Source organism: Roseibium sp., assembly GCF_051016195.1.
GTDB lineage: Bacteria > Pseudomonadota > Alphaproteobacteria > Rhizobiales > Stappiaceae > Roseibium.
Genome location: NZ_CP134616.1, coordinates 87,287 through 113,258, shown reverse-complemented (window position 1 = coordinate 113,258; position 25,972 = coordinate 87,287). Strand labels below are relative to the sequence as shown.

Annotated in this window: 24 protein-coding genes and 1 tRNA gene; 14 read left to right on the top strand and 11 right to left on the bottom strand. The window is 59.4% G+C overall.

The features are described 5' to 3' along the window. Nucleotides 1–2: 2 nt before the first annotated feature. Nucleotides 3–716 carry a GntR family transcriptional regulator gene (locus RDA78_RS00525; protein WP_434053426.1) on the bottom strand — a complete coding sequence of 238 codons (714 nt, stop codon included), beginning with the start codon at nucleotides 714–716 and terminating at the stop codon, nucleotides 3–5. A 164-nt stretch (nucleotides 717–880) separates the two neighbouring features. Between RDA78_RS00525 and RDA78_RS00520 the strand changes: the two genes are divergently transcribed. From RDA78_RS00520 to RDA78_RS00500, 5 genes are all read left to right on the top strand, one after another. After that, nucleotides 881–2,269, top strand: a complete 1,389-nt coding sequence (locus RDA78_RS00520; protein ID WP_434053425.1) for a glutamine synthetase family protein — start codon at nucleotides 881–883, stop codon at nucleotides 2,267–2,269. 148 nt (nucleotides 2,270–2,417) lie between these two features. After that, nucleotides 2,418–3,512, top strand: a complete 1,095-nt coding sequence (locus RDA78_RS00515; RefSeq protein WP_434053424.1) for a polyamine ABC transporter substrate-binding protein — start codon at nucleotides 2,418–2,420, stop codon at nucleotides 3,510–3,512. A 95-nt stretch (nucleotides 3,513–3,607) separates the two neighbouring features. Further along, entirely contained in the window at nucleotides 3,608–4,750 is a 1,143-nt protein-coding gene (locus RDA78_RS00510) for an ABC transporter ATP-binding protein (RefSeq protein WP_434056081.1), read from the top strand. A 9-nt stretch (nucleotides 4,751–4,759) separates the two neighbouring features. Further along, nucleotides 4,760–5,689, top strand: a complete 930-nt coding sequence (locus tag RDA78_RS00505; RefSeq protein WP_434053423.1) for an ABC transporter permease subunit — start codon at nucleotides 4,760–4,762, stop codon at nucleotides 5,687–5,689. Then, on the top strand, nucleotides 5,686–6,510 hold the full coding sequence (locus RDA78_RS00500; RefSeq protein ID WP_434053422.1) for an ABC transporter permease: 825 nt from the start codon (nucleotides 5,686–5,688) through the stop codon (nucleotides 6,508–6,510). The genes RDA78_RS00505 and RDA78_RS00500 overlap by 4 nt, the downstream gene beginning before the upstream one ends. Before the next feature lie 9 nt (nucleotides 6,511–6,519). Here RDA78_RS00500 and RDA78_RS00495 read toward each other — a convergent pair whose 3' ends face one another. Both RDA78_RS00495 and RDA78_RS00490 read right to left on the bottom strand, forming a co-directional pair. Beyond that, nucleotides 6,520–6,765: a DUF6460 domain-containing protein gene (locus RDA78_RS00495; RefSeq protein ID WP_434053421.1), complete on the bottom strand. Its 246-nt coding sequence runs from the start codon at nucleotides 6,763–6,765 to the stop codon at nucleotides 6,520–6,522. A gap of 97 nt (nucleotides 6,766–6,862) precedes the next feature. Then, complete coding sequence (locus RDA78_RS00490; protein WP_434053420.1) at nucleotides 6,863–7,117, bottom strand: hypothetical protein; 255 nt, start codon at nucleotides 7,115–7,117, stop codon at nucleotides 6,863–6,865. 23 nt (nucleotides 7,118–7,140) lie between these two features. Here RDA78_RS00490 and RDA78_RS00485 point away from each other — a divergent pair, with 23 nt between their 5' ends. Next, a complete protein-coding gene (locus RDA78_RS00485; protein WP_434053419.1) occupies nucleotides 7,141–7,836 on the top strand; it encodes a CoA transferase subunit A in 696 nt (231 codons plus the stop codon). A gap of 12 nt (nucleotides 7,837–7,848) precedes the next feature. After that, the gene (locus RDA78_RS00480; protein ID WP_434053418.1) at nucleotides 7,849–8,475 is read left to right on the top strand and encodes a CoA transferase subunit B; all 627 of its coding nucleotides are present in this window, start codon (nucleotides 7,849–7,851) and stop codon (nucleotides 8,473–8,475) included. A gap of 98 nt (nucleotides 8,476–8,573) precedes the next feature. Here the strand turns inward: RDA78_RS00480 and ftsH are convergent, their stop codons facing one another. The 4 genes from ftsH to RDA78_RS00460 all read right to left on the bottom strand — a co-directional run bounded on the left by ftsH (nucleotide 8,574) and on the right by RDA78_RS00460 (nucleotide 18,605). Continuing rightward, nucleotides 8,574–10,400: an ATP-dependent zinc metalloprotease FtsH gene (gene ftsH / locus RDA78_RS00475; protein ID WP_434053417.1), complete on the bottom strand. Its 1,827-nt coding sequence runs from the start codon at nucleotides 10,398–10,400 to the stop codon at nucleotides 8,574–8,576. An 89-nt stretch (nucleotides 10,401–10,489) separates the two neighbouring features. After that, nucleotides 10,490–12,175 (bottom strand): ABC transporter permease, encoded by a 1,686-nt coding sequence (locus RDA78_RS00470; RefSeq protein ID WP_434053416.1) that lies wholly within the window; start codon nucleotides 12,173–12,175, stop codon nucleotides 10,490–10,492. A 110-nt stretch (nucleotides 12,176–12,285) separates the two neighbouring features. Then, nucleotides 12,286–13,329 (bottom strand): Fe(3+) ABC transporter substrate-binding protein, encoded by a 1,044-nt coding sequence (locus RDA78_RS00465; RefSeq protein WP_434053415.1) that lies wholly within the window; start codon nucleotides 13,327–13,329, stop codon nucleotides 12,286–12,288. 353 nt (nucleotides 13,330–13,682) lie between these two features. Beyond that, a complete protein-coding gene (locus tag RDA78_RS00460; protein ID WP_434053414.1) occupies nucleotides 13,683–18,605 on the bottom strand; it encodes an ATP-binding protein in 4,923 nt (1,640 codons plus the stop codon). A 256-nt stretch (nucleotides 18,606–18,861) separates the two neighbouring features. Here RDA78_RS00460 and RDA78_RS00455 point away from each other — a divergent pair, with 256 nt between their 5' ends. The 3 genes from RDA78_RS00455 (at nucleotide 18,862) to RDA78_RS00445 (ending at nucleotide 20,386) form a co-directional block, all read left to right on the top strand. After that, nucleotides 18,862–19,248 carry a phasin gene (locus tag RDA78_RS00455; protein WP_434053413.1) on the top strand — a complete coding sequence of 129 codons (387 nt, stop codon included), beginning with the start codon at nucleotides 18,862–18,864 and terminating at the stop codon, nucleotides 19,246–19,248. A 359-nt stretch (nucleotides 19,249–19,607) separates the two neighbouring features. Then, a complete protein-coding gene (locus RDA78_RS00450) occupies nucleotides 19,608–20,123 on the top strand; it encodes a phasin (protein ID WP_434053412.1) in 516 nt (171 codons plus the stop codon). A gap of 186 nt (nucleotides 20,124–20,309) precedes the next feature. Beyond that, nucleotides 20,310–20,386, top strand: a tRNA-His gene (locus RDA78_RS00445). A gap of 167 nt (nucleotides 20,387–20,553) precedes the next feature. On the opposite strand, the gene RDA78_RS00440 is transcribed toward RDA78_RS00445, so the two are convergent. Continuing rightward, nucleotides 20,554–20,748, bottom strand: coding sequence for a hypothetical protein (locus RDA78_RS00440; RefSeq protein WP_434053411.1), 195 nt, complete (start codon nucleotides 20,746–20,748; stop codon nucleotides 20,554–20,556). A 187-nt stretch (nucleotides 20,749–20,935) separates the two neighbouring features. Here RDA78_RS00440 and RDA78_RS00435 point away from each other — a divergent pair, with 187 nt between their 5' ends. Further along, nucleotides 20,936–21,418, top strand: coding sequence for a hypothetical protein (locus tag RDA78_RS00435; RefSeq protein ID WP_434053410.1), 483 nt, complete (start codon nucleotides 20,936–20,938; stop codon nucleotides 21,416–21,418). A 64-nt stretch (nucleotides 21,419–21,482) separates the two neighbouring features. On the opposite strand, the gene RDA78_RS00430 is transcribed toward RDA78_RS00435, so the two are convergent. From RDA78_RS00430 to RDA78_RS00420, 3 genes are all read right to left on the bottom strand, one after another. Then, nucleotides 21,483–21,788, bottom strand: coding sequence for a GNAT family N-acetyltransferase (locus tag RDA78_RS00430; RefSeq protein ID WP_434053409.1), 306 nt, complete (start codon nucleotides 21,786–21,788; stop codon nucleotides 21,483–21,485). Between the two features lie 145 nt (nucleotides 21,789–21,933). Then, entirely contained in the window at nucleotides 21,934–22,638 is a 705-nt protein-coding gene (locus tag RDA78_RS00425) for a pirin family protein (RefSeq protein WP_434053408.1), read from the bottom strand. A gap of 125 nt (nucleotides 22,639–22,763) precedes the next feature. Continuing rightward, nucleotides 22,764–23,330 carry a DUF3291 domain-containing protein gene (locus tag RDA78_RS00420; protein WP_434053407.1) on the bottom strand — a complete coding sequence of 189 codons (567 nt, stop codon included), beginning with the start codon at nucleotides 23,328–23,330 and terminating at the stop codon, nucleotides 22,764–22,766. 180 nt (nucleotides 23,331–23,510) lie between these two features. Here RDA78_RS00420 and RDA78_RS00415 point away from each other — a divergent pair, with 180 nt between their 5' ends. The 3 genes from RDA78_RS00415 (at nucleotide 23,511) to RDA78_RS00405 (ending at nucleotide 25,952) form a co-directional block, all read left to right on the top strand. Next, nucleotides 23,511–24,338 (top strand): sulfite exporter TauE/SafE family protein, encoded by an 828-nt coding sequence (locus tag RDA78_RS00415; RefSeq protein WP_434053406.1) that lies wholly within the window; start codon nucleotides 23,511–23,513, stop codon nucleotides 24,336–24,338. A gap of 599 nt (nucleotides 24,339–24,937) precedes the next feature. Beyond that, on the top strand, nucleotides 24,938–25,639 hold the full coding sequence (locus RDA78_RS00410; RefSeq protein WP_434053405.1) for an AzlC family ABC transporter permease: 702 nt from the start codon (nucleotides 24,938–24,940) through the stop codon (nucleotides 25,637–25,639). Beyond that, nucleotides 25,632–25,952, top strand: a complete 321-nt coding sequence (locus RDA78_RS00405) for an AzlD family protein (protein ID WP_434053404.1) — start codon at nucleotides 25,632–25,634, stop codon at nucleotides 25,950–25,952. The genes RDA78_RS00410 and RDA78_RS00405 overlap by 8 nt, the downstream gene beginning before the upstream one ends. Nucleotides 25,953–25,972: the final 20 nt, after the last annotated feature.

Here is a 25,972-nt window from a genome sequence, read left to right as displayed (position 1 = left end):
GATCAACCTCCTGTCGCTTTCTTGAGGATTTCCTTGCCCAGGAGTCCCATTCCATCGGTGATATCGCCGGAGATGGCGGCTCGCAGAGCCGACGGATCCTTCTGTTCGATCGCTCGGATGGCTTCCTTGTGCTGATCCAGAAGATTGACCGTTCCCACACGCCCGTAAACCGTGCGCATGAACGGTGCAAACTGAAGCCAGAGACTGTCGATGAGCGGAAGCAGAACCTGAGAACCCGAAGCCGCGTAGATGTGAAAGTGGAAGGCGTGGTTGAGCTGCATATAGGCTTCCGCATCACCGCTGACGATGCATGCGTCGATCTCGTCATCGATCTTGGTCAGCGTCTTTACGTCTTGCTTTTTGAGGCTGAACAGGGCGCGTTCCGCGAGTTCCGGCTCCAGCAGAAGCCTCGCTTTCAGGACCTCGTCAAACCGCTCCGGCGTCATGTCCGGCACCTGGACCCGGCCATTGCTTTTCACTTCCAGCGCATTTTCCGCCGCAAGCCTTTGAAGAACTTCGCGCACCGGCATCGGACTGACGCCGAGTTCTGCGGCGAGGCCGCGGATCGTGACGGCTTTTCCCGGAATGAACTGCCCCGTCAGGAGGCCTGACCGGATGGCGGCATCGACTTGCCCGCGCGTGGCTCCGCGCGTGGAGCGCGCCTCCGTGTCGTTGCTTGCAGGACTGTTTGTCTGTGCGGAATACCGGGCAGCCAACGGGGTCTCCCAACCATTACAAATTCTCAACAGATGCGATCTGCCTTGACAGGCTTACCAGAAAGTGATCACATTTTTGGAAAGGACGCAAACGAAAGCTGAGAGCCGGGTTGCAGCGATGTGCCGGGCAACTCAGCCGAACCCAGGGGCGACAAGCGCGCTAGATGAACGAACTACCCCACCAGATATTGGAACACCCGGCAGAGCCCGGGTGGAAGGTGGATTTTGAGGCCTTTCTGGCTGAACATCCTGATCTCGACACACTGGAAGTAGTGCTGCCGGATACCAACGGCGTCCTGAGGGGCAAGTGGCTGCCCGGCAAGGCACTGAAAAAGGTCTTCGAGCAGGGCGTGGCCTTTCCCTATTCCCTGTTCGGTCTCGACGTCTGGGGCCGGGAAGTGGAGGCGACGGGCATGCACCTGGAAACGGGTGACAAGGATGGTGTCTGCTGGCCGATCCCGGAAAGTCTCAAGCTGGTGCCCTGGACCGAGCGCAAGACGGCGCAGGTGCTCCTGTCCATGTACGACAGGGACGGCGAGCCGTTTCTCGCGGACCCGCGCCATGTTCTGGAGAACATGGTCGAGAGATTGAAATCCGAATTCGGGGTAACCGCAACCTGCGCCTTCGAACTGGAATTCTACCTCTTCGAGGAAAGCGACGGAGACTGGACCGAGCAACCCAAACCGCTGTTCTCGACCCATCTCGGTCCGGCGCGCCAGAACATGTACGCGTTGTCCGATCTGGAAGCGCTCCTGCCGGTGGTCGACGATCTGCGCAAGGCCTGCGAAGCGCAGGGCATTCCGGCCGATGCCGCCGTGTCCGAAGCAGCGCCCGGCCAGTTCGAGTTGAACCTGCATCACCGCCGCAATCCGCTGCTGGCCGCCGATGACGTGGTGCTGCTGCGCCGGCTTGTCGCCGGCGTTGCCCGCAAGCATGAACTGAAAGCGTCCTTCATGGCCAAGCCCTTCGTGGAATGGCCGGGCAACGGCATGCATGTGCATGTGTCCATGGAAGACGGGAACGGCAATCTTTTCGCGGATCCGGACAAGGGGCCGGAGCGGCTCGGCCATGCCATCAACGGCTTGTTGAAGACGATGCCGGAAGCGCTGCTCCTGTTCATCTCGACCTTCAACGGTTTCCGCCGGATGCAGCCCGGATCCTATGCGCCGGCCTCGATCTGCTGGGGGTATGACAACCGTTCCGTTGCGCTGCGGGTGCCCGCCTCCAGTCCGGAAGCCGCCCGGGTTGAACACCGGATCGCCGGCGCCGACGCCAATCCCTATCTTGTGCTCACGGGAATTCTGGCGGGCATGCTGGAAGGGCTCGAGCAGCAGAAGGACCCGCCGGCACCGGTGACCGGAAATGCCTATGAAAAAAGGAAAAAACGGCTGACGCCCTGGATGGACGAGGCCATTGATGCCTTCGAGGCTTCGAAACTGATGAAACGGGCCGTGGGGGCCGAAATGCACAAGGTGCTGACGGAGATCAAGCGGGAGGAACTGAACGAATTCGGGCGGGAGATATCCTCGCTTGAACGGCAAACCTATCTTTGATGCACGGGTGCCCAAAATCGACGCTGGACAAACAACCGGCGCGTCGCCAATGTTCGAACGAGAAGAATGAACAAAACGGAAATGTCCGTTTACAATCAGGAACAAGGCCGAAAACGGCCATCGCTGAAACTCTGAAGGGGAGTTCAAAATGACTGTGAAGACTTTGTTGACGGGGGTCGCCGCCCTTAGCCTTCTGAGCGGCATCGCCAACGCTCAGGACCGGACCGTGAATGTCTATAACTGGTCCGACTATATCGATGAATCGATCCTGGAAGACTTTACCAAGGAAACCGGTATCAAGGTCGTCTATGACGTCTTTGACAGCAACGAGGTCCTGGAAACCAAGCTTCTGGCAGGCGGCACGGGCTACGACGTCGTGGTTCCCACCGGTACGTTCCTGGCCCGCCAGATCCAGGCCGGCGCTTTCACGGAACTCGACAAGTCCAAGCTTTCCAATCTGTCCAACATGTGGAAGGACATCGAGAAGCGCGTCGAGAAATATGACCCGGGCAATGCCTACTCCATCAACTACATGTGGGGCACGACCGGCATCGGCTACAATGTCGAAAAAGTCAAAGAGGCCTTGGGCGAAGACGCGCCAGTCGACAGCTGGGACCTTCTTTTCAAGCCTGAGAATGTCGAAAAGCTGAAGGATTGCGGCGTGTTCATGCTGGACGCACCGACGGAGATGATCCCGGCGGCTTTGAACTATCTCGGTCTTGATCCGGACAGCAAGGACCGGGGTGAAATCGAGCAGGCCGGTGAGCTTCTCAAATCAATTCGGCCGAGCATCCAGAAGTACCATTCTTCGGAATACATCAACGCGCTCGCCAACGGTGACATCTGTGTTGCGGTCGGCTGGTCCGGTGATGTTCTGCAGGCACGCGACCGTGCGGCGGAAGCCGACAATGGCGTGACCGTGGAATATGTCATTCCGAAGGAAGGAGCGCAGATGTGGTTCGACCAGATGGCGATCCCCGCCGATGCACCGAACATGCAAGAGGCGCACGAGTTCCTCAACTACATCATGCGGCCCGACGTCATGGCAAAGGCCTCCAACTATGTCTACTACGCCAACGGCAACGAGGCATCCAAGGAGCTCCTGAATGAGGACGTGATCGGCGATACGGCGATCTACCCGGACGAGGAGACGGTGAGCAACCTGTACACCACCACCCCTTATCCGCCGAAGGTGCAACGGATCGTGACCCGCACCTGGACATCGGTGAAAAGCGGTCAGTAACCTGACGAAAAGAAACCAGGCCCTGCCAACCGGGCCTGGTTTTTTGTTTTGTTCAAGTCTCTTAGGGGTGAGGGATTGCCGTGGCGAAAAAATCGATGGGACCGGTACGCAGGGAGTTCAGTCCGTGGGAAAGCCCGGATCATCCGCCCTTCATCGAGTTTCGGAACGTCACCAAGAAGTTCGGTGACTTCACGGCCGTCAACAACCTGTCCCTGAAGATTTACGAAAAGGAATTCTTCGCGCTTCTCGGCGGTTCCGGCTGTGGCAAGACCACGTTGATGCGCATGCTCGCCGGTTTCGAGACACCGACATCAGGGCAGATCTTTCTGGACGGCCAGGACCTTGCCGGGATCCCGCCGTACCGGCGTCCCTCCAACATGATGTTCCAGTCCTATGCGCTGTTTCCGCACATGAACGTGGAAAAGAACATTGCGTTCGGACTGAAGCAGGACAACATGCCGGCAGGGGAAATCGAGGCCCGTGTTGCCGAGATGTTGCGTCTCACCAAGCTGGAGCAGTTCGCCAAGCGCAGGCCGCACCAGCTGTCCGGCGGCCAGCGGCAGCGTGTTGCGCTCGCACGGTCGCTGGCGAAACGCCCGAAAGTCCTGTTGCTCGACGAGCCTCTCGGTGCACTCGACCGGAAACTGCGCGAAGAAACACAGTTCGAGCTGATGGCGCTGCAGGAGGACCTGAAGATGACCTTCCTGATCGTGACGCACGATCAGGAAGAGGCCATGACCGTGGCCGACCGTATCGCGGTCATGGACAAGGGCGAGTTGGTCCAGGTCGCAACGCCGGCGGAGATCTACGAGGCGCCCAATTCAAAATATGTTGCGGACTTCATCGGCGACATCAATCTGATCGAGGCCAGGGTCGCGGAAAAGGCCGGGTCGGTCACGAAGCTTGTGTCGGTCGTGGACGGTTTTGCCATCGAGTGCGACCAGGAAACGGAGGCGAATACCGGCGACACGGTCTGGTTTGCGATCCGTCCGGAAAAGGTTCGCATCGCCCATGGCGAAACGGACCCGGGTGTCGTCAACCGGATTGGCGGGATTGTCTGGGACATTGCCTATCTGGGAGACGTGTCGATCATCCATGCCAAGGTCGGTGAGGACGATCACGATACGATCCGCGCAACCTTCGCAAATGTATCCCGCATGGTCGAAAACCCGATCAACTGGGACGACAAGGTCGTTCTGACTTTTGACCGGGACGCCGGTGTGATCCTGACACGATAGGAGGGCAGAATGGCAGATACCAACGTCGCCGCTCCGGTTAAGCGAAGCCTGGGAGGACGGCTGCTGATCGCCGTTCCTTACTTCTGGCTGTTTCTGTTTTTCCTGGCACCCTTCCTGATCGTTGTGAAGATTTCGCTGTCCCAGACCGCGATCGCGATCCCTCCCTACGTACCCACTTTCGATCTGTCGGAAGGATGGCAGGCCTTCACCGAAAGCTTTGCCGAGTTTTCGTTCGAGAACTATGTGTGGCTGACGGAGGACGCGCTCTACTGGAAGTCCTACCTTTCGTCGGTCTCCATCGCCGCCGTCTCGACGTTCCTGACACTGCTGATCGGTTATCCGATCGCCTACGGCATGGCGCGCAGTCCCCAGTCCTGGCGGCCGACGCTCCTGATGCTGGTGATCCTGCCTTTCTGGACCAGCTTCCTGATCCGCGTCTATGCCTGGATCGGCATCCTGAAGAACGAGGGCCTGCTGAACCAGTTGCTGCTGTCTCTGGGCCTGATCAGCGAACCGCTGGTGATCCTGAACACCAACGCGGCGGTCTATGTCGGGATTGTCTATTCTTACCTGCCGTTCCTCGTGCTGCCGCTCTACGCGAGCCTGGAAAGGCTGGACGGAACGCTGCTTGAAGCCGCTGAAGACCTTGGCTGTCCGGCCTGGAAGGCCTTCTGGAAAATTACGGTACCGCTGTCGCTTCCAGGTATCATAGCCGGCTGCTTCCTGGTGTTCATTCCCGCCGTTGGCGAGTTCGTGATCCCCGATCTTCTTGGCGGTTCGAACACGCTGATGATCGGCAAGACGCTCTGGGTTGAATTCTTCAACAACCGGGATTGGCCGGTTTCCTCGGCGGTCGCGGTGATCCTGCTTTTGATCCTCGTCATTCCGATCGTGCTTTTCCAGAACCAGCAACAGAAAATGTCGGAGAAAGACGGATGACGCGCGGTCCGACATGGTTCAACATCACCTCGCTGGTGCTCGGCTTTTCATTCCTGTATCTGCCAATCGTTCTTCTGGTGATCTATTCCTTCAACGAGAGCCGGCTGGTCACGGTCTGGGGCGGGTTTTCAACCAAGTGGTATGCCTCGCTGCTCCAGAACGATCAACTGCTCGATGCAGCCTGGGTGACGCTGCGCGTCGCCTTCACATCGGCGACGATCGCAACCGTGCTTGGTACGCTGGCGGCGCTCGTGCTGGTCCGGTCCGGCCGGTTCATCGGCCGCTCGCTTTTTTCGGGCATGATCTTCGCACCGCTCGTGATGCCGGAAGTCATTCTCGGTCTGTCTTTGCTGCTGCTGTTTGTGGCCATGGACACGGCGCGAGGTTTCTGGACGGTCATGCTGGCGCACACGACATTCGCCATGTGCTACGTCGCCGTGGTTGTTCAGTCCCGCCTGGTCGGCTTCGACAAGTCCGTCGAAGAGGCGGCAGAAGATCTCGGCTGCCCGCCGGTCAAGACCTTTTTCCTGATCACGCTGCCGATCATCCTTCCAGGCGTCCTCGCCGGCTGGATGCTGGCCTTTACGTTGTCCCTCGACGATCTGGTGATTGCAAGTTTTACCACGGGGCCAGGCGCAACCACGCTGCCGATGAAGATCTACTCCCAGGTCCGCCTCGGCGTGACACCGGAAATCAATGCGGTCTGCACGATCCTGGTTGGGTTGGTGACCATCGGTGTGATCGCGGCTTCACTGGTGACGAAACGCCAGCAGATCCAGCGTGAACGTGATGAAAGGGCCGCATTCGGCGCGGACAACTGAGGCGGACTTTCACCCGGCGCGCGGCGGTCGGATCAGATAAAGCACCAGCCATACGGGAACAACGACAAAGGCACCGAGGATAATGTTCGGAACGGCCCAGTCCTTGAACTCGATCATGTAGATCCACAGTTCCAGTGGGCTCAGACCGACAGAACCGAGAATATCCTCCGCCGATATGTTCACGAAGGACAGCCCCGCGCCCACGAGCAGGGAAAACACTGCGATCCTGAAAAGTGTCGACCAGAACGGGTACACGGCGCCTTGGGTCTCTCGGTGCTCATACGATAGCGTTGGAGCAAGACGCACCGGTTTTGCGTCTCGCTTTTGTACCGTGATTGTTCATCTTAAGACTTTAAAAACCATGAACATGGCCCGAACGATCCAGGACAGCGTCAACCGGCCGCTGGCCGCGCTGCGCTGAGAGAAGATCAAAGTCTGCAATATGTGGCTGGCGTTGATGAATTTCAGTCCCCGAAATAGGCTCCAGCGGCTCAAAAAGAGGAGCAAAAGCCTGCCCTCCGCGTGTACCTCTCCTTTTTCGCTGCAATGCGGTAAAGATGTCTTGACCGGGAAGAACCGAGCGGCGAATGTGCGCGTCACGCACCATGCGGTCTCAAATGGGAGTGAAACATGAACAAAATATATCCGGACGCAAAGGCCGCCCTGGACGGGCTGACCTTTGACGGCATGACTGTTATGGCCGGCGGATTTGGCCTGTGCGGCATTCCGGAGAACCTGATCATTGCCCTCAGGGAATCGGGCTCGAAAGACATCACCGCGATATCCAACAATGCAGGCGTCGATGACTTCGGTCTCGGGCTTCTCCTGCAGACGCGTCAGATCAAGAAAATGGTCTCGTCCTATGTGGGCGAAAACGCGACCTTCGAAAAGCAGTACTTGAACGGTGAACTGGAGCTGGAATTCAACCCGCAGGGCACGCTTGCGGAGCGAATCCGTGCAGGCGGCGCCGGTATTCCGGGTTTCTACACCAAGACCGGCGTTGGCACGCTGATTGCCGAAGGCAAGGAACACAAGGATTTCGACGGCGAAACCTACATTATGGAAACCGGTCTTGTGGCCGACGTGTCGCTGGTCAAGGCCTGGAAGGCCGACAAGGAAGGCAACCTGATCTACCGGAAGACTGCGCGGAACTTCAATCCGATGATGGCGACCGCCGGCAAGGTCTGCGTGGTCGAGGTCGAGGAGATTGTCGAGATCGGCGAACTCGATGCCGACAACATCCACACCGCCGGCATTTTCGTCGACCGCATCATCGTCGGCGATCATGAAAAACGCATCGAAAAGCGCACAACGCGCGCAGCCTAAGGAGAATACATCATGGCCTGGACTCGTGATGACATGGCAAAGCGCGCAGCGCAGGAACTTGAAGACGGTTTTTACGTGAACCTTGGCATCGGTATTCCGACGCTGGTATCGAACTACATTCCCGAAGGCGTGCACGTGACGCTCCAGTCGGAGAACGGCATGCTCGGCATGGGCCCGTTCCCGACAGATGACGAGGTCGACGCAGATCTCATCAACGCCGGCAAGCAGACGATCACCGAACTGCCGCAGACGAGCTTCTTCTCCTCTGCCGATAGCTTTGGCATGATCCGGGGCGGTCACATCGACCTGTCCATCCTGGGCGCAATGGAGGTGGCCGAAACCGGCGATCTCGCCAACTGGATGATCCCGGGAAAGATGGTCAAGGGCATGGGCGGTGCCATGGATCTGGTTGCCGGCGTGAAGCGGGTGGTCGTGATCATGGACCACACGTCGAAGGCAGGCGATCCGAAGCTCCTGAAGGAATGCTCGCTGCCGCTGACCGGTGTGAAATGCGTGGATCGCATCATCACCAACTTCGGCGTCTTTGATGTCGTTGAAGGCGGTCTCAAGGTTGTCGAACTGGCACCAGAGGTGAGCCTGGAAGAGGTCAAGGAAAAGACACAGGCAACGATCGTCTGAAGGCATCAGACTGATCTGAAACCTCGCTGCCAGGAAGCAAAAGCGTCCTCAAGTGATTTGAGGGCGCTTTTTGTTTGGATGCAAGCAAGCGAGGCGCGCTATTCCGCAGCCTGGCTTTCGCGGCGCTCGGCGATCGGGCGGATTGCCGGAAAATCCGTGTCGGTGAGGGTTTCTTTCGAGAGCAGGAGACCCGCGCCTTCATCGAGTTCCTGACGGTGCTCGTTCAGGAGTTCCTTGGCGCGCGCAAAGGCGATCTCGACGCGCGCCTTTATTGCCTGATCAATCTCGCGCTGCGTGTCGGGTGAGACGTCCGCCACATCGCCTGCTGGCTGGCCGAGAAAATTCTGGCGCTGCGTCGCATAGGCGCGATTTCCGAGATTGGCTTCCATGCCATAGCGCATGACCATGTCTCTTGCGACTTCCGTGACTTTCTGCAGGTCATCGGAGGCGCCGGTCGAGATCTCGCCGAAGACGATCTCCTCAGCCGCCCGTCCGCCCATCAGGACGGCCATCCTGTTTTCCAAGTCCTGCGTCGACAGGAGAAACCGGTCCTCGGTGGGGCGTTGCATCGTGTAGCCGAGCGCGCCGATGCCGCGTGGAATGATGGAGATCTTGTGGACCGGGTCGCACCCGTCCAGATTGGCGGCGACAAGCGCATGGCCCATCTCATGGAATGCAACGGTCTTGCGTTCCTTGTCGGACAGGATGCGGCTCCGTTTTTCAAGACCTGCAACAACGCGCTCCACCGCCTCGTTGAAGTCCTGCAGTGTGACGGCATCAGCCTGCCTGCGCGTTGCCAGAAGCGCGGCCTCGTTGACCAGCGTCGCCAGATCCGCGCCGGAAAATCCGGCCGTGAGCTGCGCGATCTGGTCAAGATCGGTTGCCGGGTCGAGCTTGATCTTCTTGATGTGCACTTCGAGGATCGCCAGGCGGCCCGACTTGTCCGGACGGTCGACAAGCACCTGCCGGTCGAACCGGCCCGCGCGCAACAGGGCAGGGTCGAGGATTTCAGGGCGGTTGGTCGCGGCCAGCAGGATGATGCCGCTGGACGGGTCGAAGCCATCGAGTTCGGTCAGCAGCTGGTTGAGCGTCTGTTCTTTCTCGTCATTCGTTCCCATCGGGCCGCTTGAGCGCGCACGGCCGAGTGCGTCCAGTTCGTCGATGAAGATGATCGCAGGAGCGGACTTGCGTGCCTGTTCGAAGAGATCTCGGACGCGGGCTGCACCCACGCCGACGAACATTTCCACGAATTCCGACCCGGATATGGAAAAGAACGGAACCGCAGCCTCGCCGGCGACTGCCCGGGCGAGGAGGGTCTTGCCGGTTCCCGGAGGTCCGACCAGAAGGATCCCCTTTGGCACATGCGCTCCGAGCCTGCCATAGGATTTCGGATCCTTGAGGAAGTCGACCACTTCCTTCAGTTCGCGCTTTGCTTCGTCGACACCGGCGACATTGTCGAAGCGCACGTCGACATCGGTTTCCACATAGACCTTCGCCTTCGACTTGCCGACGGTCATCATGCCGCCGATACCCTGTTTCTCGGCAATGCGCCGGATGAAGAACATCCAGAGGCCGAAGAAAAGCAGGACAGGCAAAACCCAGGAGAGGATGTCCCGGACAAGGGTGCTCTGGACAACACCGGTGAATTTCACGTCGTATTTGGTCAGTTCCTCCGCGAGCGGAATTTCGACGCGCGTTGTCACGAAGTACTGTTTGCCGTCCTTGAGTGGTTCCTTGAATTTCCCCTCTATGGTGTTTTCCCTGATCGAGATCTCTTCGATCTTCTTGTCTTTCAGGTAGGTCTCGAACTGGCTGTAAGGGATTGCCTCGACCGTCTTGTAGGTGGTCCACCAGCTCTGGAACATGAGCACGAGCATCATGGCGATGAAGGCGTACCAGAGATTGATCTGATGTTTCTTTTCCATGCAAAAAACCTGTTCCGAAAGCGATGGGGCCGATGCCGCCATTGGGGCGGTTTGGGTTCACCCTGTCAAGGTGCAGACCTTAACGGGCGTCAGGTCGCGGCTTGCGTCCGCTGCGACATCTTCGTGCGGAACGATGCGGCGCTCGACCGGGCCAGGTAGATCACGGGGATCAGGCCGACAAGGACGATGGCGAGGGACGGAAGGGCGGCTTCCTCGAAGGCCTCGCGCGAGGCCGCCTCGAAGACGGTCGTGGCCAGCGTTTCGAAATTGAATGGGCGCAGCAGGATTGTTGCCGGCAATTCCTTCATGCAGTCGACAAAGCTCAAAAGCGCCGCCGACAGGAGGATCGGCTTCAGCAGCGGGATATGAACCTGCGTGAGTGTCTGCCCGGTATTCCGTCCAAGCGTTCTGGCCGCCATGTCCAGATGCGGTGTGATCCGCCCGAAGCCGCCTTCGACCTGTCCATAGGAAACGGCGAGAAAGCGCACCACGTAGGCGTAGACGAGACCGGTCCCGCTGCCGAGAAGAAGCAGTCCGGTCTTGACGCCGAAGGTCTCACGCATCCAGGCGTCGAGCGCATTGTCGAATGTTGCAAGCGGTATGAGGATCCCGATCGCAAGCACGGTTCCGGGAATGGCATAGCCCACCGAAGCCAGCCTGACAGCCGCTTTCAGGGGACCCTTGTTGTTGATCCGCAGGGCGTAGGCCAGGGCGACGGATATGACGACCGTGAGGAAGGCGGCAATGGCGGCGAGGCTGAAGCTGTTCCAGATCGTTTCCAGGAATCCAGGTGTCAGAAGCGTATCGAGACGCCGGCTTGCACGGTCCGCAAGCAGCAGTCCGGGGATGACGAATCCGAAAAGGATTGGCAAGAAGCAGATGGCAAAGACCAGGGCGGCTCTGAAACCTGTCAGGGTGAAGCGTGTCGGTGCCCGCTGTTTCGCACTGCCGCCGGCGTCGAAACGCTGCCTGTTCCGCCCAAGCCGTTCCAGCCAGATGAGCAGGAGCACCATCACGAGCATGGCGAGGGCGAGTTGAGCCGCACCGCTCAGGCTGGACCTGTTGAGCCACACGTCATAGACGGAGAATGTCAGGGTCCGGACCCCGAAAAACGTGACCGCGCCAATGTCGTTTAGACACTCCATGAGTGCAAGCGACACGCCGATGGCGATTGCCGGGCGGGCGAGGGGAAGCGCGATCCTGAAGAAAAGCCCGTAGGGCGACGCCCCGAGCGTGCGCGACACATCCAGCATCGATGCCGACTGGATCAGGAAGCTCGCCCGGGCTGTCAGGTAAACATAAGGATAGAGGACGGCGCTCATCACGAAGACGGCGCCCCCCAGCGACCTGATTTCCGGGAACCAGTATTCCCGGGACGTTTTGAACCCGAAGACGGACCGGATCAGGCTCTGGACCGGTCCGGTGTAGTCGAGGATCTCGATGTAGGCAAAGGCCACGATATAGGTCGGCACCGCGAGTGGAACGAGCAGCGCCCAATCGAGAATTCTGCGGCCCGGAAACTCGCACATTGTCACGGTCCAGGCCGTTCCGACGCCAACCGCCGCCGTTATGACGCCAACGCCTGCCATCAGCAACAGCGTGGTCTGAAGCGAGCCGGGCAGAACCGTGCGCAGCAATTGGCCCCAAAGATCACCTGTCGGACTGAGCGCGATCCAGACGATGGCAGCAACCGGCAGCAATACGAGACCTGTGATCGCGATCGCGGCGATCTGCCATAGGCGGTCGTTCAGGGTGAGCGAAGGTGTGCGCAGCAAGAAAAAACTGTTTGTTCGTTTGGATCGCGGAAAGCTCTACCGGGTATTCTGCAAGAATGCAAAAAGCGCCGCAGATTGCGGCGCTTTCCGGTTCATTGATCTGGTTCCCGTCAGGAAGCAGGTCCGTTGTCGAAACCGACCTTGTCGACGATCTCGCTGGCGGTCTTGCGGTTCTTGGCGATTTCGGCAAGGGAGAGATCATCCGGCTTCAGCTCACCCCAGCCCTGAACGCGCTCGGAAACCTCGACGCCCGGCGTGACCGGATACTCGAAATTGGTTTCAGCATAAATCTTCTGGGCATCGGCGGAAGACAGGAATTCGATCAGCTTGACCGCATTGTCCTTGTTCGGCGCATTTTTCGCCAGAACGATACCGGCCAGGTTGACGTGCGTTCCGCGTTCGTCGGCATTTGGGAAGAGAATGCGCACGGACCCGGCCCATTCTTTCTGTTCCGGCTCTTTGTCATTGGTTTCCATCTTGCCCATGTAATAGGTGTTGCCGATGGAAATGTCGCATTCGCCAGCGTAGATTGCCTTCACCTGTGCCCGGTCGTTCCCGGCCGGCTTGCGTGCCAGGTTGTCACGCACACCGGCAAGCCACTCCTCGGTCTTCTCAGCACCGTGATGGGCGACCATGGAAGCGATCAGACCGATCGTGTAGACGTGTTGACCGGAGCGGGTGCAGATGCGGCCTTTCCACTTCGGGTCGGCAAGTTCTTCATAGGTGATGCCGTTCTGGTCGACGCGATCCTTGGATGCATAGATGATGCGGGCACGGTTTGTCAGGCCGATCCAGTGGCCCTCCGGATCCCGGAACTGCGCCGGAATGTTTTCGTTGACCACATCCGAAACGACGGGTTGCGTGATGCCGAGCTGCTTGGCACCGTCCAGGCGTCCGATGTCGACCGTCAGCAGAACGTCAGCGGGAGAGTTGTCGCCTTCGGCCGCGATCCGTTCGCCGAGCCCCTTGGAAGCAAAGATCACGTTCGGCTTGATGCCTGTTTCAGCGGTGAAGGCATCCAGCAGCGGCTGGATCAGGAAAGGCTGACGGTAGGAATAGATATTGACCTCGTCCGCGGCCATTGCCGGCGCAGCGGCAAAGGTGGCGGTGGTCATGGCCAGGACGCCGGTCAGGGCGCGAAGGGTGGAACGCATAGAACTCTCCCAGAGATCCGGTTGGTATGCCGCTCCGGCGGAAGCGCCGCAGCGATTGGCGCGGACTATGTCGCCAGAGGAAAGAGAAGTCAATAAATATAACAAAATCAATATTTTAGAATGATTCAAAACTAACTGGAGTTTTTGCCTCCACTATAGTGTTCAAAATCAAAGGGAAAACAGGAGTTTAAACCTCTACTTTTATTTGGAGACGGCGGACGGTGCGCGTGACGGGACGTGATCACGAAAACGTGAGTGGGTCATGTTTTCCCGTTTCGTCGAGGCGGGGCCATCGGAAGAGATTTTTCCGTGCCACGGTTTGCACCTTGTGGCGCAACGGGTCCGGTCAGGCCTTATTCCGACAGGACCCGTTGGGTCGGGAAGATGATTTCGACAAGCGTGCCCTGGTCGGGTGTCGAATCGATATGGAAGCTTGCGCGGTTCGCTTCCACGAGCGCCTTGGTCAACGGCAGCCCGAGACCCGTGCCGCCGCCGCGGCTGGAGGTGTGCAACTGCCGGAACGGCTCCAGCGCGGCACTGAGCTGTTTCGACGTCATGCCGGTGCCCGTGTCGCGCACCCGCAGCGCAACTTCACCGTTGCTTTCCAGCGCGGTCGACAGGATTACCTGGCCGCCGGACTTGTTGTACTTGATGCCGTTGGACAGGAGGTTCAGCACGATTTGCCGCAGCGACCTCTGGTCGGCCACCACATCCGGCACCGAGTCCGGCAGGCTGGCCCGGATGATAACCCGTTCCCGGTTTGCCTGCGGTTGCATCAACGCCACGCATTCGTTGATCACGTCGTTGGTCGAAACCGCCGTGAACTTGAGGTCGAGCTTTCCCGCCTCGATCTTGGACAGGTCAAGCAGGTCGTTGACCAGGCTCATGATATGCGAGCCGGATGTGCGGATGTCCTTCAGGTAGTCCTTGTACCTGTCATTGCCGATTGATCCGAACCGCTCTTCCATCATGACTTCCGAGAAGCCGATGATCGCGTTGAGCGGTGTGCGGATCTCGTGACTGATCTTGGCCAGAAAATCTGATTTCTGGGAACTGGCATTCTCTGCCTGACGTTTGGCCTGCGTCAGTTCCTCTTCGGCCGTCTTCCATTGGGTGATGTCGCGCAGGACAGCACAGTACTTGGCATCGTCGTCGCGGCTGGTGATCCGCCCCATCGTCATGAACAGCGGTATGAGCCCGCCGGCCGGAACCTGCCCGAGGACTTCTCGGCCATCGTTGAGGATGCTGGCGACACCGTTGCGCGACAGTCCGTCGAGATAATCCATGGCGGCACGGTTGCTTTCGGGAGCCAGGTACTGCGTGAAAGGTGCACCGATCATGTCGGCGCGATTGGCACTGAACAGCGCCTCGGCGGACCCGTTTACCTTCAAAATAGTGCCGTACTGGTCGAGCACGAGAACGCCATCCGTGGCGGTTTCCAGGATCGTGTCCATTTCGGCGATCTGGTCTTGCGCATTGTCGAGCTCGGATCGGACCTCGGCGAAAAAATTGGGTGACGATGGAGCGGCCGCCGCGGGTGTCTGCTTGATCTCGCGTTTGGCGATGGAAATCATCAGGCCTCGCGTTCCGTTCCAAGGGACCGAATGCATGTGTGCATCCACAGTCAGCACGCCGCCGTCCGCGAGACGCACTTTCATTGCTTCGTCGACTTCACCGTCGACGCCCACCGCGTCGGCAAGTTCGTCGGTGTCGTCAATAAAGAGTGCTTCAAGACCGCCGGCTTCGGACAGCGCCGCAATCGACGTGTAGCCAAGCATCGAAAGAAGCGCCTTGTTGGCGTAAAGGACTTCGCGGTCATAAACGATCGCAATTCCGATGGGCAGACGGTCGAGCAGGCTGGGATCGATTGGCCCGGCTTCCGGAACTTCCGGTGGAAGATCGTCAGGAATATCCTCCTCTTCCGGGTCGGGCGCCTCGAAATCCTCTAGGTCACCTTCCAGGCGCGCTCCAAGTGCTTCCGCGATTTTGCGGAACGCCTGACGTTCCGGGCGCGACAGGCCGGACGTGTCGACAGGGACCACGCGGGGGCGGGCGGTCGCAAGAGGAATGACTTCGCCGGTCTTTCGGCCAGGCTCTGCTTCATCGGGAGCCGAACCTTGAGCTTCTGCGGCGCGCTCCTCATGCTCATAGGCAGCTGTTTCCTCGAAAAACTCGCGCTCCTCGTCAAGCGCAGGGTCTTCCTCGGTATCCGGCAGCAGATCCGCGCTAGGCTGATCTTTATCGGTGTCTTCGTCTTTGAGGGCTGCTGAAGCATCTTTGACGGCATCTTCGACGGCTTCATCAACGGACTCAAGAGCGGCTGTGGCGTCCTGCACGTCATCCGATTGGAGTGCCGTGTCGCCGCCGATTGCCGATGCGTCCTCGTTCTCAAAACCGCTTTCGGCGGCGTCCTCCGGAATGTCGGCCACCGTCTCTTCTTCAGCCACTGTGCCGGCGGTTTCATCGAACAGGTCCGGAGAACGGCGCTCCGGCTGTTTGTAGGACTTGGCGAGCGTCTTCACCGCGCTCTCGATCTCTGCCGGTTTCAAGGGGGCCGGTCCGGCTATCCCGACCGGTTCTTCAGCCTGGGTCTCTTCCGGGTCGGGATCAGGCGCGTGCTCGTCCGAGGGCTCCTGCGGCTGATCTTCGCTTTGTTCGGAAACCGAGACTTCGGCAATGTAGTTCCCGTTTTCGTGCCGGAAGGCCGCCTCCTGGAGGTTGGCTTCGGTTTCGGCGGGATCGGCATCGGTTTCGTCTTCGTGCGAAGCCAAATCTTCATCCGTCGGCGTCAGATCGGAGGCGTCCTCGATACCGGCTACTTCCTCCGCTTCGGCGCTCTCTTCCAGATCAGCCGCTTCCTCCAGGGTGTCGTCGCCGGATGGTTCACCGCTATCCCCGGGAGGCGCGTTGTCCTCAAGACCGGCATCAAGGGCAGCCGCCGCATTCTTCAGATCTTCCGAAAGACTGACTTCTTCTGCCGGTTCTTCGGCCGGAATATCATCCTGGTCATTGGAAGCTGCGGCCGGCTCTGGTGCTTTCTTGCCCTTGAACCTTGCAAGTGACCCGACAAGTGCCGCTGCGCTGGCTCCGAAAAATGTCTTGCCTGCGAGGGAGTCCGGTTTGGCGGGCTTCAGGTCTTCCGCGCTGAGTTGCTCTTCTTCCTGACCATCTTCCGCATTCTCGACGGGCTCATCGGCAGCCTCCGAAGGCTCTTGCGGCGCATCAACTGCCGGATGGGCAGGATCGTCCTGCGAAGACGAAGCCGCGTCGGCGTCGCCGGTTTCTTCTGCAACGCGCGGGTCTTCAGGAGCACTCGTGTCTGCACTCTCGGCAGCGTCGGAGTCGATATCTGCTGTTGGATCTTCCATGCCGACACTGGGAGATCGCTCGGAAGCGTTCGCGTCTTCAGGGTCGCTTCCGGCTTCCTGCCGGTCTTCGGCTTCAAGGTCTTCGGCATCAGAACTGCCGGCCTCGGTCTCGGAGGTTTCGTGCTGACTGTCTTCCCAGCCTTCGCCCGCACCGGCTTGGTCCCCGGTCTCGGGCACGGCCTCGGGGTCTGGATCGCTGCCGTTGGCCTCGGCAGGCGGTTCAGCCGCGTCCTCTGCCGCATCGAGCAATTCGGATGCCTCTGCTTCGGCGCCTTCGTGTGGCCCCGGATCCTCGTCCTGTGCCGCGCTTTCCAGCGCCTGCACCGGAAGGGGGATGAACCCGCTCGGATCCTGAACGGCGTCGGATGTCCTGCAGACACCAAAGCCCCGGTAACCTTCGAATTTCCGGTTCCGGTCGAAGGCGGGCAGTGCGGCGAGGTCGACCGGAACACGAAGTGCCGCTCCGGTTACAGGCCAGGCCACCGTCTTTCCGCTCCAGGTATCGCGTCTGTCCAGTGCTCTGGAGATGTTGCCGCGCGGATCGAGACCGAACGCGCTGGACACGTCTTCCCAGGTGCTTCCGACAATATCGGTGGCATCGGGGCCGAGCACCTCGGCAAACTCGTCGGAGAGAAAGGTGAAGCGCTGGTCGACATCCATCTTCCAGGCAAACCGGACCGGCCTTCGCCGCGGCTGGAAAACGAATGTGTCTTCGGATCCGTCCCCGGTCTGCCCCGGTTCGGCAGATGTCGTATCTTCCGCTGTCACGCTTTCCTGAGCATCGGCACCATCCGTATCCGGCTGATCTTCTTCCGCCACCGCGTCGGCGATCGCCCCTGGCTCAGGCGCAGTTTCCGCCTCTGTTTGCTCGCGCGCAATATCAGCGGCCTCGTGGTCCGGGTCTTCGTCGGCCTCGTATTCCGGAGCGGTCTCGGCTTCCGCCATGTCGAGGCGCGCATCCCCGGACATGGCGTCCTCGTCCGTGCCGGCATCCGCGCTCGGCGCCTCTGCGGCATTCTCCGTGACGGGAAGGTCTTCTTCCTGCGGGACAGCTTCCTCATGTGCCGTGGCGGACCCATCGGTCTCTTCGGCAGAGTCGGTCTCCTCCGGGTCCGCAGGCTGCGTCTGCGAACCGGTTGCAGCGTCTTCCTGTTCAAAACCGGGAACGTCGCCGGAGGCTGAAGAGGCAAGGGTAGGCGCAAGTGCGGTGGCTGCGGCAGCGGGATCCCCGAGCGAGAGGCCATCATCGACGGGCGGCTCGGTTTCGTCTTCAACCGGCTCTTCGCGCGGGGCATCGTTCAGCACGTAGATCTGCGGCCCGGCCGGGATCTGCAGCATGCCGCCATCATGGCTGCGGCCGTCCAGTTCCAGATGGCCGATCAGGACTTTCTGGCCTTCGGGCAGGCTGAGGATCTTCGGTGTGCCCTGCAGCGCGCCGTGCGTCTCCTCCGTCTTGCCGTTCGAAACCAGGAAGACGGTCGAGCCCGCCGAGCGCAGAAGATGGGCAAAGGCAGGGATCGGTTCCCTGGTCAGCGCCAGCCCCTTGTCGCTGCACACGATCAGGGCCGCCGTCTCGCCATTGCCGAGATCGACCCGCTTGCACTGGCATGTCAGCAGCATGACCCTGAGACCGCGGTAGAAGCGGAGCCGGTCGATGCTGAAGCGGTCCGTCAGGCCCGACGTGGCGATACGGGCGATATGCGGGCGCGCGGGCGAACGTTCAAGCGCGGTCAGCGCATGGACATCGGCGACGGACTGGGCTGAAAAGAACGCGGCACCGGCAGCATTCGACCAGAGGATCCTGGCCCCGTCGGAGGACCACAGCCACGCTGCCCGCTTGTCGGCGGCAAGCTGGACCAGATCATTCATGGCGCACAGTTCCAGGAACGATTGGGTCTGATTGTCCATGGTGTTGCTCCGATGGTCGGCGTGCCGAATTTTGGCGAGGCTGTTTCCAATTTGCCCGCCCGAGTAAACACTCTGTTAATACAAGCAAAGCTTAGCGTCGTCCATGTAAAGCAAGTTTGCTAAAGGACTTACATGAAGGCGTGGTTAATCTGTCCCCATTTGTTTGCCGGATTGCCATCTGCATGTTACGAATTTTTGGCAAGGTTATAACTGAGAAGAGGCGGACCGGCCCGTCCGTCATCCGAGGAGCGCTGACATGAGTACTGACAAGACCGGTTTTGAAGTCCCTGAGCAAATGCGCGATTTCGCGGAAAAGAGCGTCGACCAGGCACGCAAGGCGTTTGACGATTTCATGGGCGCGACGCACAAGGCAGTCACCAATGTCGAAGACAGCGCGAATGCCGTGCAGGCGGGCGCTGCGGATGTCAACAAGAAGGCGCTGACTTACGCCGAAGAACACGTCAATGCGGCCTTCAAGTTTGCGCAGGAACTGGTCAAGGCCGACAATGTCGAGGACATGATGAAGCTGCAGCAGACCTATCTGCGCGGCCAGATGGAAGCCCTTGGCGAGCAGGCGCGCGAGTTCTCCAACTCGGCCACGAAGGCCGTTCAGGATGCCGCGAAGGCCGCCCAGAAGAAATAGGCGCTCCCGCGCCAGGCAACACCGCTGCGCCGCCACGCTGGCGGCTTGGGCAACCCGGGCACGGGTTTCCGCGGCAAAAGCTCTGCGCCGATCCGGATGCGGGTCGGCGTTCCGTGCCTCTCAGGGAACAGCGTGCCGCACCTTCGATGCGGATGCACGCAAGGGGCGGATGACCTGATGTCCTGCGAAACTCCAGACGGACCCAACGGAAGTTTTATTGTGCAGTGCAAAAAAATATTGCAATGCAGCAAAACATGCACTATGTAGGGTTTGCGGATGACGACAGGGTTCGCCGGCGACACGATCCGGCGAATGGAATTTGCACCAGTGATCGCATCCGGACATAAGGAGATGAGATCATGACAGAAGCAACCACGACTGCAAAAGCTGCTCCCAAGAGCCGCACCACCAAAGCCAAGGCCGCACCGGCTGCTGCACCGGCTTTCCCGGATTTCGAAGCTTTCGCAATGCCGAAAATGGAAGTTCCGGCTGCATTCCGCGAAGCCACCGAAAAAGGCATCGAGAGCGCCCGCGAAGCATACGCCAAGGTCAAGACCGCTGCTGAAGACGCGACCGACCTGATGGAAGATACGTTCGAAACCTCCCGCCAGGGCGTTGTCGAATTCAACCACAAGGCTGTCGACGCGGCGAAAACCAACGCTGATGCGACCTTCAACTTCATCAAGGACATCATGTCCGTGAAGACCGTTGCCGAAGCCATCGAGCTCCAGTCCACGTTCGCTCGCCAGCAGTTCGACGCTCTGAGCGCGCAGACCAAGGAAATGCAGGAGCTGGCCACCAAGCTCGGCACCGACGTTTCTGCACCGGTCAAGGAAGCCATGGAAAAATCCTTCAAGGATATCAAGGTCAACTGATCAGGTTGGGCTGCAGCTTAGATGCGGCAGACTATTCGGCCCGGGGTTCTGCCCCGGGCTTTTGCTTTTCAACAACCCCGATTTTTTTCGAAAATTCGCGCTTGCCGGTTCAGGGAAACGGGTTTAAAAGACGCCCTTGCAAATGGCGCCCCGGACGAGTATCGTCCGCGCCACTTCAAGACCTTTGCAGACGTAGCTCAGTTGGTTAGAGCGTCGGATTGTGGCTCCGAAGGTCGGTGGTTCGAATCCACTCGTCTGTACCATTCCAAAAAGTGCCCACTGCTGTTTGAAGACACTTTGCACGCTTGCCGTGCGGCTGATTTGCCGTGGGGAGACATGCGCCTCCAGGGTTCGTCACTGGTGCTCTCACGTGCAATTCAGTGACCATCCGTATCGCGCAATGGCGATTGCCCGCATTCTACGCCTCACTTCACGCTCTCCGGAATGCGCGGAAGAACACAACGATGCCGAGAATGATGAGAAAGAATCCGGTCGCCAGGATGAAGAGCGGGCCGGCGATTCCGAAGTCCGCCTTGATGAGCTCGTACTTCTCGTTGCCCATTTTCATCAGGGCCGCGGCGGAATACACGCAGACGATTGAGATGGCGATATTTGACAGTCTCATGGACAGTTAACCCGTTTGTGGATTGATGAGTCCTTGTATCAGCCAAGCGTTTGTTCCTGCTTAGCCTTCTCGTTAAAATTGCAGATATTGACAGCAGCCCTGCCTCTTGCCCTCATGGATCCAAGGGGGCAGCGACTTTGACGGCCACACCAGGCAAAGCCCTCGTCGTCAATCGAGGACACGCCGAATGACCACCGCACCAACCCTTTCCACCCGTCTGAAACGCCTGCCCGGACAGCTGCTGCTGGCCTGCGTCAACGCGACCGCGCTTCTTGTCATCGTTGCCTGTGTTCTGGTCATCGTGGTGCTCAACCGCGTCGATCAGGCGAGCGAGCGGATTGCCGGGACGGTCACGGAAGCCGCGCTTGCAAAGCTGGAGATGACACCGGCGGCGCTGAAGGAGCAATTGCAATCGGTCGACGGACGGGTCGCTGCCCTTGTTGACCAGCTGGAAACGGCTGGAGCCAGGGATGACCGCGCCCTGACCCTGCAGGTCGCGGAGCTCAACCGGACTTTGAGGGACCTGAAAGCAGCGGCGGCGAACCTTGGTTCTGCCGGGCCCGATATCACCGAGGCAGCGTTCAGGCAGGCAGGCGAAACGCTTACCGAAGCGCTCCTGTCGGTCAGGGGCTGCGCGACCTTGCAGGCGGACGCCCAACCGCAAAGCTGACGCGGACAGCGGTGCAAATTGTCAGGGCGCGGGCCACGTACCCGGCCGATCGCTGCATCAGAATCTAGCCCTGGAAGACATCCGCCCATTCGGGATGTTTCTGCCTTTGTGCATTCACGTAAGGGCACAGGGGAACAATCTTGATCTGTTTTTCCCGGGCATCCGCAACGAGGTGTTCCACGAGCGCCTTGCCGATGCCCATGCCGCGCATGGCATCGGGCACACCCGTGTGATCCGCGATGATCAGGTGATCATTGACAATGGAAAAGGTCAGTTCCGCGGGCTCGTCGATGCCGTCGACCAGCGCGACGTAGCGCCCCTTGGCGCCCTGGCGTTCGAGCGTGATGGATGGAGAAGTCGTTCCGGACATGCCTGCCTCCCGATTCGAGCCCCCGCTCGTGTCTGATACGGATGCGATCACCTGTCCGGATCAGTCTGAAACGGGCAGGTGAGGTCAGATTGTCGGTGAATTTGAACAGAAAAGGTCAGGGAGGGGATGCGCCCCTCCCTGATGGTTACGCTGCGAGGTCGAACAGCAGGAACTCCGCATTTTCCTGTGCGGCCAGATTGATCGCGCCCGCATCGAGAAGGCCGAACCCGTCGCCGGCGGTGAGCGCCTGACCGTTGACGCTGATCTTGCCCTTGACGATCTGCAGCCAAACCTTCCGGCCGGGCTCGATCTCGAAGGCAACGCTCTTGTCCGCAGAGAGCAAGGACGCATAGAGGTCCACATCCTGATGGATGACCACGGAACCCTCGCGCCCGTCGCGCGATCCTATCAGCCGGAGCGTGTCCTGGCGCTCGCCTTCCGGAAATGCTTTTTGCTCATAGCTGGGTGCGAGGCCGTCTGCTTCCGGCACGATCCAGATCTGCAGGAAGTGAACCGGGTCGGTGTTCGAGTGATTGTATTCGCTGTGGCGCACGCCGGTGCCCGCGCTCATGCGCTGAAGATCGCCTGGGCGGATCACCGAGCCGGTTCCGAGCGAATCCTTGTGCTCCAGACCGCCGGAAACGACGTAGGAGACGATCTCCATGTTCTGGTGCGGATGGGTCGGAAACCCGCCGGACGGAGCAACCCGGTCCTCGTTGATCACGCGCAGGGCGCCGAAGCCGATGTGGTTCGGATCAAAATAGGACCCGAATGAAAACGTATGCTTGCTTTTCAGCCAGCCGAAATCGGCATCGCCGCGGGCGTCTGAAGGGCGGAAAATCTGGTTCATGTGTCAATCCTTTCCCAACTGGGGCACGGGCAAGCCGTGCGCTGTTGGGACTAAGATCGGTATGAAAGCATGTTCTGACAATCGCGGAGAAATTTGACGATTAGTCATCGATTTTTGAACAATCGCTACTGCACGGATTTGGGCAGATCCGCACGCAGGCGATTGTGTTCCGCGATGCTGCGGGACCGGTCGGTGTCGACGACCACCGGTTTTCCGTTCGGGGAAAACGCAGCCTTGAATGTGAACGCGTCTGCGCTCGGTCCGTCATCGCCGAGAAGCTCCAGGCGCTCGACGGCCTCTTCCCAGTCCGGCTGATGCTCCTTCGGCACCCACCAAAGGACATAGGGCGGATAGTCGGCGGTATCGCTCTGAAACAGATGACCGAGGCGCATGATGTCGGCATGAACGCCGCGATAGACCGCGGCCAGCGCCGCTTCCAGGTCCTGCCAGAGCGAAATCGTTGACGGGGCCCAGCCGTCGCCATTGTCGGTCCAGTATTTCGGGAAAACCTGTTCGCCCCAGATGTCCGTGCCGGGCTCGTCCTCGTATCCGGCCCGCGCGATGAACCCGTCGGCGCGTTCCATCGCGGCCCAGATCACCGGTTCGCTGCTGAAGAATTCGTCATTGACCGGATCGTCCGCGCGCGTCCGGAATTGCGCGAAGGTGTATAGCGCGAGCCAGTGTTCGGACATGTCTCCTCCCGATCCCTTAGCGTCGCACACTGTCCGCAATCCCGGGGGACATCAAGCGCTTCTTTGATCATCGGAACCATTTGTTGTGAGATCCGGCTGGCAAAACCGGTCCGGCTTGCCTTAAAAGCAATTGCTTGCATGCCGGTGATCCGGTGCATCGGCTCTTGAAAGGACGTAAAGTTGGAAGATCTCAGCCTCGTTTCGCTCGGCCTGTTGGCGGTTTCACTCCTGGCCACAGGCGTGGTGGCGGGCATCATCGCAGGATTGCTCGGCGTTGGCGGCGGGATCGTGATCGTTCCGGTGCTCTACTACATGTTTACCGCGCTGAAGATCGACCCGTCTGTCCTGATGCATGTTGCGGTCGGAACCTCGCTGGCGACAATTCTGGCAACCGGCGCGTCCTCCGCGCGCGCGCACTATAACCGCGGCAGCGTCGACATGGAGTTGCTCAAACGCTGGTGGTGGGCGATCGCCCTGGGTGTCCTGGCGGGGGCGACGCTTGCCGGTAACATCTCCGGCGGTGCGCTGACCCTGGTCTTTGGCATTGTCGCCCTTGCCGTTTCGGCGAACATGATCTTTCGAAAAGACGGATCGCACCTTGCCGAAAAACTGCCCGGATCTCCGTTCCGGGAGGTTCTCGGTTTCCTGATCGGCGGTATATCGGTGATGATGGGAATTGGCGGCGGGACGCTCGGTGTGCCGACGCTGACGCTGTTCAACTACCCGATCCGAAAGGCCGTCGGTACCGCGGCTGCGATTGGCCTGATCATCGCGGTCCCCGGGACCTTGCTGTCTATCTATTTCGGCTTCGATCTCGACGGCAGGCCGCCCCTCTCGTTGGGCTACGTCAACCTGATCGGGTTTCTGCTGATCATCCCGGCCTCAACCCTGACAGCGCCGCTCGGTGCCAGGATCGCCCACGCCATTGATCCGTCGAAACTGAAGCTGGTCTTTGCGCTGTTCCTCGGATTCACCGGACTTCGCATGATCTACGACGTTTTCTTCTAGTGCGGTGAATTTGAAGTTCGCATCATTGTTTCAGCAGACCCCGAAGCGAACTTCAAATTCGTAAACCGCACTAGAAACATAGACTTGCTAGTCACCTTCTTGAATCTGAAGTTCGTTCGAAGTCCGCTGCAAAATGAGTCGAACTTCAGATTCAGGTGACTAGGGCACGAACTCATAAATGAAGTCAATTTGGTTTGGATCGCTTTGACCAACTGCGAGAAGCGAAAGCGCAGGAAATGTGGTTCATTTTCAAGCCTTTCGCGACGTGGCAGATGGCCAAAAGGCCAAATCCGAAGGACGGCAAAATGGCTGCTCCTTGCAGCGTCACCGCGCTTGACCGGGCAGGAAGCCCGCTCCGCACACGCTTCCTAACGGGATTTCGCCATTTCGCATGCCATTTCAGTCTCATTTATGGGTCCATCACCTAGAGCTCTTTTGAATGAGATGGGGCAATTTGAGCCGGTTCCCGGGTTTGCCGGCTGGCCTAGACAGAAACGTCCGTGATACTTGGATCAAAAGCTTTCATTGGTTCAAAATCGAAATTGCCGCGATAGTGCTCTGCCTCATTTGGGCTTGCTCCAAACGCGTCTTGGTCGGAAATGCTTGAAAAAAATGTCACCCTCAGCCTGCAGGGCTGCGTTCGGGGCGCTCTCATGTGTGTGCCTGTGTTCCCCGGCATCATTGTGTTCGGTGCTGTCTTCGGCACCGTCGCGGCGCAAAAGGGTCTGACCTTTCTGGAGACGCTTTTGATGAATTCGCTCGTCTATGCCGGGGCGAGCCAGTTCGTCGCGATGGAGATTTTCAAGGAACCATTGGATCAGGGAACACTCATTGCCATGATCGGTGTCACCGCGGCAGTCAACATGCGCATGCTGCTGATCGGTGCGAGCCTCAGACCCTGGCTCGGGCAACTGCCCGGCCAACAGACTTACCCGGCGCTGTTTTTCCTGACAGACATCAACTGGCTTCTGACTCTGGCGCAATACGACAAGGGGGAGCGTGACTGGGGCATTTATCTCGGCAGCGGACTGGTCGTCTGGTCGGTCTGGTCCTTGTCCGTGATCCCGGGATATTTCGCGGGCAGCCTGATTTCCGATCCGAAGACCTTTGGCCTCGATCTGGTTCTGCCCGCCTTTTTCGCTGCTCTGCTCGTGCCGCTCTGGAAGGGCAAGCGGCAGACCTACAGCTGGGCGATCGCTGGTGGTGTGGCGTGGGTGACCTGGGTGCTTTTTGACGGTTACTGGGGCATCTTTACCGGTGCGTTCGCGGGTGCAATCGCGGGGGCTTATCTCGATGACTGAGGGAGCCTTTTCAGCCGACACCATGGTTCTGTTTGCCATTCTCGGCATGGCGGCGGTGACCTATGCACTCCGCGCCGGTGGCTATTGGGTCATGGGGCGCGTCAATGTCACGCCCAGGATCCGGCGCGGTTTGGAAGCGCTGCCAGGCGCAATCATCGTCTCGACGATCCTGCCGATCATCCTGCAGGGCGGGCTGGTTGTCGGTCTCTGCATCATCGTGGCTGTCGCCGTCCAGCTCAGGGTCAAGAAGGAATACATCGCAGTCTTTTGCGCAACCGCCGCAGCCGCCGCGCTGCGCGCCGGCGGTCTCTAGGGGTACGTACCCTAGATCTT

What these genes read in the sequence shown, in the direction of transcription:
- RDA78_RS00520 (WP_434053425.1), top strand. Translation starts at nt 881, where the DNA reads ATGAACGAACTACCCCACCAGATATTGGAACACCCGGCAGAGCCCGGG.
- RDA78_RS00515 (WP_434053424.1), top strand. Translation starts at nt 2,418, where the DNA reads ATGACTGTGAAGACTTTGTTGACGGGGGTCGCCGCCCTTAGCCTTCTG.
- RDA78_RS00510 (WP_434056081.1), top strand. Translation starts at nt 3,608, where the DNA reads ATGGGACCGGTACGCAGGGAGTTCAGTCCGTGGGAAAGCCCGGATCAT.
- RDA78_RS00505 (WP_434053423.1), top strand. Translation starts at nt 4,760, where the DNA reads ATGGCAGATACCAACGTCGCCGCTCCGGTTAAGCGAAGCCTGGGAGGA.
- RDA78_RS00500 (WP_434053422.1), top strand. Translation starts at nt 5,686, where the DNA reads ATGACGCGCGGTCCGACATGGTTCAACATCACCTCGCTGGTGCTCGGC.
- RDA78_RS00490 (WP_434053420.1), bottom strand. Translation starts at nt 7,117, where the DNA reads ATGGTGCGTGACGCGCACATTCGCCGCTCGGTTCTTCCCGGTCAAGAC.
- RDA78_RS00485 (WP_434053419.1), top strand. Translation starts at nt 7,141, where the DNA reads ATGAACAAAATATATCCGGACGCAAAGGCCGCCCTGGACGGGCTGACC.
- RDA78_RS00480 (WP_434053418.1), top strand. Translation starts at nt 7,849, where the DNA reads ATGGCCTGGACTCGTGATGACATGGCAAAGCGCGCAGCGCAGGAACTT.
- ftsH (WP_434053417.1), bottom strand. Translation starts at nt 10,400, where the DNA reads ATGGAAAAGAAACATCAGATCAATCTCTGGTACGCCTTCATCGCCATG.
- RDA78_RS00465 (WP_434053415.1), bottom strand. Translation starts at nt 13,329, where the DNA reads ATGCGTTCCACCCTTCGCGCCCTGACCGGCGTCCTGGCCATGACCACC.
- RDA78_RS00460 (WP_434053414.1), bottom strand. Translation starts at nt 18,605, where the DNA reads ATGGACAATCAGACCCAATCGTTCCTGGAACTGTGCGCCATGAATGAT.
- RDA78_RS00455 (WP_434053413.1), top strand. Translation starts at nt 18,862, where the DNA reads ATGAGTACTGACAAGACCGGTTTTGAAGTCCCTGAGCAAATGCGCGAT.
- RDA78_RS00450 (WP_434053412.1), top strand. Translation starts at nt 19,608, where the DNA reads ATGACAGAAGCAACCACGACTGCAAAAGCTGCTCCCAAGAGCCGCACC.
- RDA78_RS00440 (WP_434053411.1), bottom strand. Translation starts at nt 20,748, where the DNA reads ATGAGACTGTCAAATATCGCCATCTCAATCGTCTGCGTGTATTCCGCC.
- RDA78_RS00435 (WP_434053410.1), top strand. Translation starts at nt 20,936, where the DNA reads ATGACCACCGCACCAACCCTTTCCACCCGTCTGAAACGCCTGCCCGGA.
- RDA78_RS00430 (WP_434053409.1), bottom strand. Translation starts at nt 21,788, where the DNA reads ATGTCCGGAACGACTTCTCCATCCATCACGCTCGAACGCCAGGGCGCC.
- RDA78_RS00425 (WP_434053408.1), bottom strand. Translation starts at nt 22,638, where the DNA reads ATGAACCAGATTTTCCGCCCTTCAGACGCCCGCGGCGATGCCGATTTC.
- RDA78_RS00420 (WP_434053407.1), bottom strand. Translation starts at nt 23,330, where the DNA reads ATGTCCGAACACTGGCTCGCGCTATACACCTTCGCGCAATTCCGGACG.
- RDA78_RS00410 (WP_434053405.1), top strand. Translation starts at nt 24,938, where the DNA reads ATGCTTGAAAAAAATGTCACCCTCAGCCTGCAGGGCTGCGTTCGGGGC.
- RDA78_RS00405 (WP_434053404.1), top strand. Translation starts at nt 25,632, where the DNA reads ATGACTGAGGGAGCCTTTTCAGCCGACACCATGGTTCTGTTTGCCATT.